At 67.2% G+C, this 5,286-nt stretch carries 5 protein-coding genes; 1 reads left to right on the top strand and 4 read right to left on the bottom strand.

Going from position 1 to position 5,286, the window contains the following annotated elements; genetic code table 11:
* Positions 1–50 precede the first annotated feature (50 nt).
* On the bottom strand, positions 51–1,292 hold the full coding sequence (locus RHA1_RS24940; RefSeq protein ID WP_011597335.1) for a membrane protein: 1,242 nt from the start codon (positions 1,290–1,292) through the stop codon (positions 51–53).
* 90 nt (positions 1,293–1,382) lie between these two features.
* On the opposite strand from RHA1_RS24940, the gene ubiG reads away from it, so the two are divergent.
* Positions 1,383–2,222 (top strand): bifunctional 2-polyprenyl-6-hydroxyphenol methylase/3-demethylubiquinol 3-O-methyltransferase UbiG, encoded by an 840-nt coding sequence (gene ubiG, locus RHA1_RS24945; RefSeq protein WP_011597336.1) that lies wholly within the window; start codon positions 1,383–1,385, stop codon positions 2,220–2,222.
* Here the strand turns inward: ubiG and RHA1_RS24950 are convergent.
* The 3 genes from RHA1_RS24950 to RHA1_RS24960 all read right to left on the bottom strand — a co-directional run bounded on the left by RHA1_RS24950 (position 2,213) and on the right by RHA1_RS24960 (position 5,168).
* Positions 2,213–3,061 carry a 3-hydroxybutyryl-CoA dehydrogenase gene (locus tag RHA1_RS24950; RefSeq protein ID WP_005561875.1) on the bottom strand — a complete coding sequence of 283 codons (849 nt, stop codon included), beginning with the start codon at positions 3,059–3,061 and terminating at the stop codon, positions 2,213–2,215. The two genes, ubiG and RHA1_RS24950, sit on opposite strands and share 10 nt — an antisense overlap.
* 74 nt (positions 3,062–3,135) lie before the next feature.
* Positions 3,136–4,296 (bottom strand): acyl-CoA dehydrogenase, encoded by a 1,161-nt coding sequence (locus tag RHA1_RS24955; RefSeq protein ID WP_009478133.1) that lies wholly within the window; start codon positions 4,294–4,296, stop codon positions 3,136–3,138.
* Positions 4,297–4,469: 173 nt separating this feature from the next.
* Complete coding sequence (locus RHA1_RS24960; protein ID WP_011597337.1) at positions 4,470–5,168, bottom strand: TetR family transcriptional regulator; 699 nt, start codon at positions 5,166–5,168, stop codon at positions 4,470–4,472.
* Between the last annotated feature and the right edge of the window lie 118 nt (positions 5,169–5,286).

Raw genomic sequence — 5,286 nt, forward strand, 5'->3', positions numbered from 1 at the left:
ACCATACACAGCATATGCATGGTGCACAACGTATGTATCGTGCAATGAGTTCAGGTGGGGCGTTTTCCGAGGTAGGCGGCGGCGAGTCCGCACGCGACCACGGCAACCACCGACAGTCCGGTCGATGTCCACGCCCACGAGTCCGGCCCCGGCGTGCTCTCGGATCCGACGAGCGGCGCGTACGCCGTCCACCCGTAGTCGGCGATCAGCGGGACGGCCAGCGCGGCCGGCACCGCCAGCGACATCGCGGTGACCGATTCGCTCGACGGCAGACTCGACGCGACCGTGTACGACGCCGCGAGCGGAAGGAGGAGCCACGTCGCACCGGCGTGCAGGTTGTCCCACGGCGGGTGCTCGAACAGCGCCGCCGCGGCCACGACTGCGAGTGCCGCGATGCCGAACACCGGCTGCGGGAAGCGCCTGCCGAGCACGGCACCCGTCAACGCGAGCGCCGCGGGCACCAGCAGCCACGGCCAGGAGTCCGGGAACGCCACGCCGATGTCCCCCGCGGCGACGAAGGCCATCGCGGCAAGCAACACGATCCCGGTGCGGCCCTCCAGCCACAGCGAGGCGGCGATCACCACCACGACGAGGACGAGTCCGAACATCCACCGGCCCTGCGTCGCACCGTAAGCGCCCACGTCCCAGACACGACGAACGAACCACCAGTACAGCACCAGCCCGATCAACGGCAGAACGATCCCGACGACGAGGGCGCGCCCGCTCACCGCGGCGAGCGTCCGCTCACCGAAGTCGCCGGACGCGAGCGTGACGGCCAGAACCACGGCCGTGAGCGCGAGGACGGTCAGCATCACCGGCTCGAACAAGGGTTCCGGAAGGTAGTCCGCGTAGCGCCGGGGAACCGGCGTCCGGAAATGGTCGATCGGTCCGGCGAGGAGGAGTCCGGTGAGAACCCCCGCCGCGAGTGCGGTCTGCGACCACGCCCGGTCGGCGGTGGCGCACAGTCCGACGATGCCGCCGAGCAGAAGGCCCGCACCGACTCCGCCGAGATACACCTCGGACTCCCACGGCCCCGTCGCCGGAGCGACACCCAGCAGCGCCAGGCCGATGAACGACAGCGTCGACATGATCCGGCGGACACGAACCAGCGTTGCCACCAGGACGGCGACGATCGCGGCGAGGAAGGCGCCTGCGGCCGGACCGACATACAACGCGTCCAGGCGGTCGCCGTCGACCACGAACGCGAACTCACTGGACGTGGTGGACCTCAACGCAATTCCCGCGACGAACCCGCCCAGCAGCAGGCACACGTGCGAGATACTGAATGTCATCCCCCGAGCATCGCGTAAGGGCACCGGCCTTGAAGTGACCGACGCGCAGGAGAAGGCTGGAGGTCGTGCTGTGCCCGCGGCAGAGAAGGGGTGGTCCGCTTGGTCATCGACAACGACGTCTACAACCGGGTGGGGGAGTCGTGGTGGGAGGAAGACAACCCACTCAACCTGCTGCACGGAAGTCTGACGCCGGGACGATTCGCCTACTTCCGAAAGGTGCTCGGCGAAACGGTCGGTCGTGACCATCGCGGACTCCGCGCCCTCGACGTCGGTTCGGGCGGCGGGTTCCTCGCGGAGGAGTTCACCCGCATCGGTTTCCGGGTCACGGGCATCGATCCGTCCCCGGTATCGGTCGACACCGCGCGGCGTCACGCGGCCGGCTCGGCACTCGACATCGAGTACCGCATCGGGTCGGGGGAACACCTGCCGGTGCCGGATGCCACGTTCGACGTCGCCTACTGCTGCGACGTCCTCGAGCACGTGTCGGATCTCGACGGAGTGATCGCCGAGACGTCCCGTGTGCTGAAACCTGGCGGCCTGTACCTGTTCGACACCATCAACCGCACATTCGCCAGCAAGCTCGTCGCGATCAAGATCATGCAGGAGTGGCGGATGACCCGGATGTTCGACACTCCCATCCACGACTGGTCGATGTGTATCCGTCCAGCCGAGCTGGCGCCGATCATGGAGCGGCACGGTCTGCGGCTCGGCGAGATCGTCGGGCTCGGGCCTCGGTCGAAGAATCCTCTCCGGCTCCTCGACCTTGCCCGGGCAGGCGGAACACGGCTCAGCTACGGGGAGTTGAGTCGCCGGCTCGACTTCGGGCAGATCCGGAGCACGGCCATCTCCTACATGGGATTTGCGGTCAAGAACGGCGAAAGCCCGCCGCGACGACGCGACGGGCTTCCGGACGGGCGTGATCAGCTGTAGTCGTAGAAGCCCTTGCCGCTCTTCTTGCCGAGCTGTCCGGCGTCGACCTTGCGCTTGAGCAACGTCGGGGGAGCGTAGTGCGGCTCGGCGAACTCCGCGTACAGCGACTCCGCCGCGGCGAGGGTGATGTCGAGACCGACGGTGTCGATGAGCGTCAGCGGGCCCATCGGGTAGCCGCAGCCGCCCTTCATGGCCTCGTCGATGTCCTCGGCGGTGGCGTACCCCGACTCCAGCATCCGGACCGCTGACGTGAGGTACGGGATGAGCAGCGCGTTCACGATGAAGCCCGCGCGGTCACCGGCCCGCACCGTCTTCTTGCGCAGCGTGTTCTTCGCGTAGTCGGTGACCGCGAGGACGGTCTCCTCCGACGTGACCAGGCTGACCACGATCTCCACCAGCGGCATCACCGGCACCGGGTTGAAGAAGTGGACGCCCACAACCTGCCCGGGACGCTGCGTGGCGTTGGCCATCTTGATCAGCGGGATGGACGACGTGTTGGACGCCAGGATGCCCGACGGCTTCACGATCTTGTCGAGCTTCTGGAAGATGTCGACCTTGAGCGACTCGATCTCCGGTGCCGCCTCGATCACGAGGTCGCGGTCCGCGAACTCCTCGATGTCGAGGGTGACCCGCACGCGGGCGAGCGCGGCATCCGCGGCGTCCTGGTCGAGCTTGCCCGCCTTGACCCCGCGAGCCAGGGACTTCTCGATCCGGGCCTGCGCGGCCTCGGCGAATTCCGGCTTGGTCTCGAGGATGAGAACCGAGCTGCCGGCCTTGATACATACCTCGGCGATGCCGGCACCCATGGTGCCGCCGCCGATCACGCCTACTAGTTCCACAAATTCTCCTCACGTAGCCGTGCGTGGTTAGCGAGTCCAGAGACTCGCTAACCACGCACGGGCGGCGTAGCCGCCTACTTCAACAGTGCACGCGACATCACGACGCGCTGGATCTGGTTCGTGCCTTCGTAGATCTGAGTGATCTTCGCATCACGCATCATCCGCTCGACAGGGAAGTCGGTGGTGTAGCCGGCGCCACCGAACAGCTGGACGGCGTCGGTGGTGACCTCCATCGCGACGTCGGAGGCGAAGCACTTGGCGGCCGCGGAGATGAATCCGAGGTTCTTCTCGCCGCGCTCGGCGCGGGCCGCGGAGGTGTAAACCATGAGGCGTGCGGCCTCGACCTTCATCGCCATGTCGGCGAGCATGAACTGCACGGCCTGGAAGTCGCTGATCGACTTGCCGAACTGCTTGCGGTCCTTGGTGTAGGCGAGGGCGGCGTCGAGGGCGCCCTGCGCGAGGCCGACTGCCTGCGCGCCGATGGTGGGACGGGTGTGGTCGAGGGTCTGCAGCGCCGTCTTGAAACCGGTGCCGGGCTCGCCGATGATGCGGTCGCCGGGGATCTTGCAGTTCTCGAAGTAGAGCTCCGCGGTGGGCGAACCCTTGATGCCGAGCTTCTTCTCCTTCGGTCCGACGACGAAGCCCTCGTCGTTCTCGTGGACCATGAACGCGGAGATGCCGTTGGCGCCCTTGTCGGCGTCGGTGACGGCCATGACGGTGTACCAGCTGGACTTGCCACCGTTGGTGATCCAGCACTTGGAGCCGTTGAGGATCCAGTCGTCGCCGTCGGCCTTGGCGCGGGTGCGCATACTGGCGGCGTCGGAACCGGCCTCACGCTCGGACAGCGCGTAGGACGCCATGGCCTCGCCGGACGCGAGCTGCGGCAGGACCTGCTGCTTGAGTTCTTCGGACCCGTTGAGGATGAGGCCCATGGTGCCGAGCTTGTTGACGGCGGGGATCAGGGAGGAGGAGCCGCAGACGCGGGCGACCTCTTCGATGACGATGCAGGTGGCGACGGAGTCGGCGCCCTGGCCGTCGTATTCCTCGGGGACGTGGATGGCGTTGAACCCGGAGTTCACGAGGGCGACGCGGGCCTCTTCGGGGAAGCGTGCGTCCTCGTCGACCTGCTTCGCGTAGGGGGCGATCTCCTTCTCGGAGAGCGCGCGGATCGCGGACCGCAGTTCGTCGTGCTCTTCACCGAGCTTGAACAGATCGAAGTCCGGATTTCCGGCCATGGGGCGCTCCTTGCTGAGTCTCGACGGCACCGAGTCTGAATAGGCACTCCGTGCCAGGGTTGTTGTCGTTCAGGTGGGCCGCAATGTTCGTGGTCGGCAAACTACTGCCACTACAGTGCAGTCAACCACGGCACTGAGTGCCAGTCAAGGGTGGTTGTCGTCACCCGGCCGCCTCAGTCCCGGCGCCGGGACAGCTGGGCCTGGATACGCCCGGTGATCTCGTCCACCGGCGTTCCCGGCGGGTACGACACCACCAGCACGGCGTCCTGTTCCTGCGTCGATGCCCCCGGAGCGACGCCGAACGTCCGGCGCACGTCGAGGAGGGCCCGCTCGAGTTCCTCGGCGGTGGCGTCGGGATCGCCCTTGATCATGTTCCGGAGCAGGAAGTTGTGGCACGCGGTGACAGCGGCCGCGAATCCGATGACCTTCAGGACCGGCTCGGTGGGTACGACACCGCGCAGGTAGTCGACGAACAACCGCTCGTAGCGGAAGCCGGTGACGATCTCCCGGTCGCGCAGGGCGGGCACCCGCTGCACCACCTGGTACCGGCGAGCCGACAGCTCCCGGTTCTCGCGGAACCTGTCGAAGACCAGGCCGGCCGTCCTGCAGACCGCGGCCCACGGGTCATCGGAATCCGTGGACAGATAATCGCCTGCCTGCTGCAACAGTGATTCGTGATCGGCGAAGATCACGTCCTCCTTGGAGCGGAACTGGCGGAAGAACGTCCGCCGGGACACGCCCGCCGCGGACGCGATCTGCTCGACGGTCGTCGCCTCGTACCCGTTCTCGGAGAACAGCCGGATGGCCTGCGCCACGACGTGGACGCGGAAGTCCGCGGGATCGATGCCGGGTGTGTCGACGCGCTCGGTCATGGGGCCCAGTATCCATCGGCGGCATTGGGCCCGCAGTGCCCTGGACCCGGCGCGCCTCGCGGGCGGATACTCGAAAGAGTGCGTCCGTCCTGGTTGGGCGGGGCGAGGTCGAGTTCGA

Source organism: Rhodococcus jostii RHA1 (assembly GCF_000014565.1).
Classification (GTDB): domain Bacteria; phylum Actinomycetota; class Actinomycetes; order Mycobacteriales; family Mycobacteriaceae; genus Rhodococcus_F; species Rhodococcus_F jostii_A.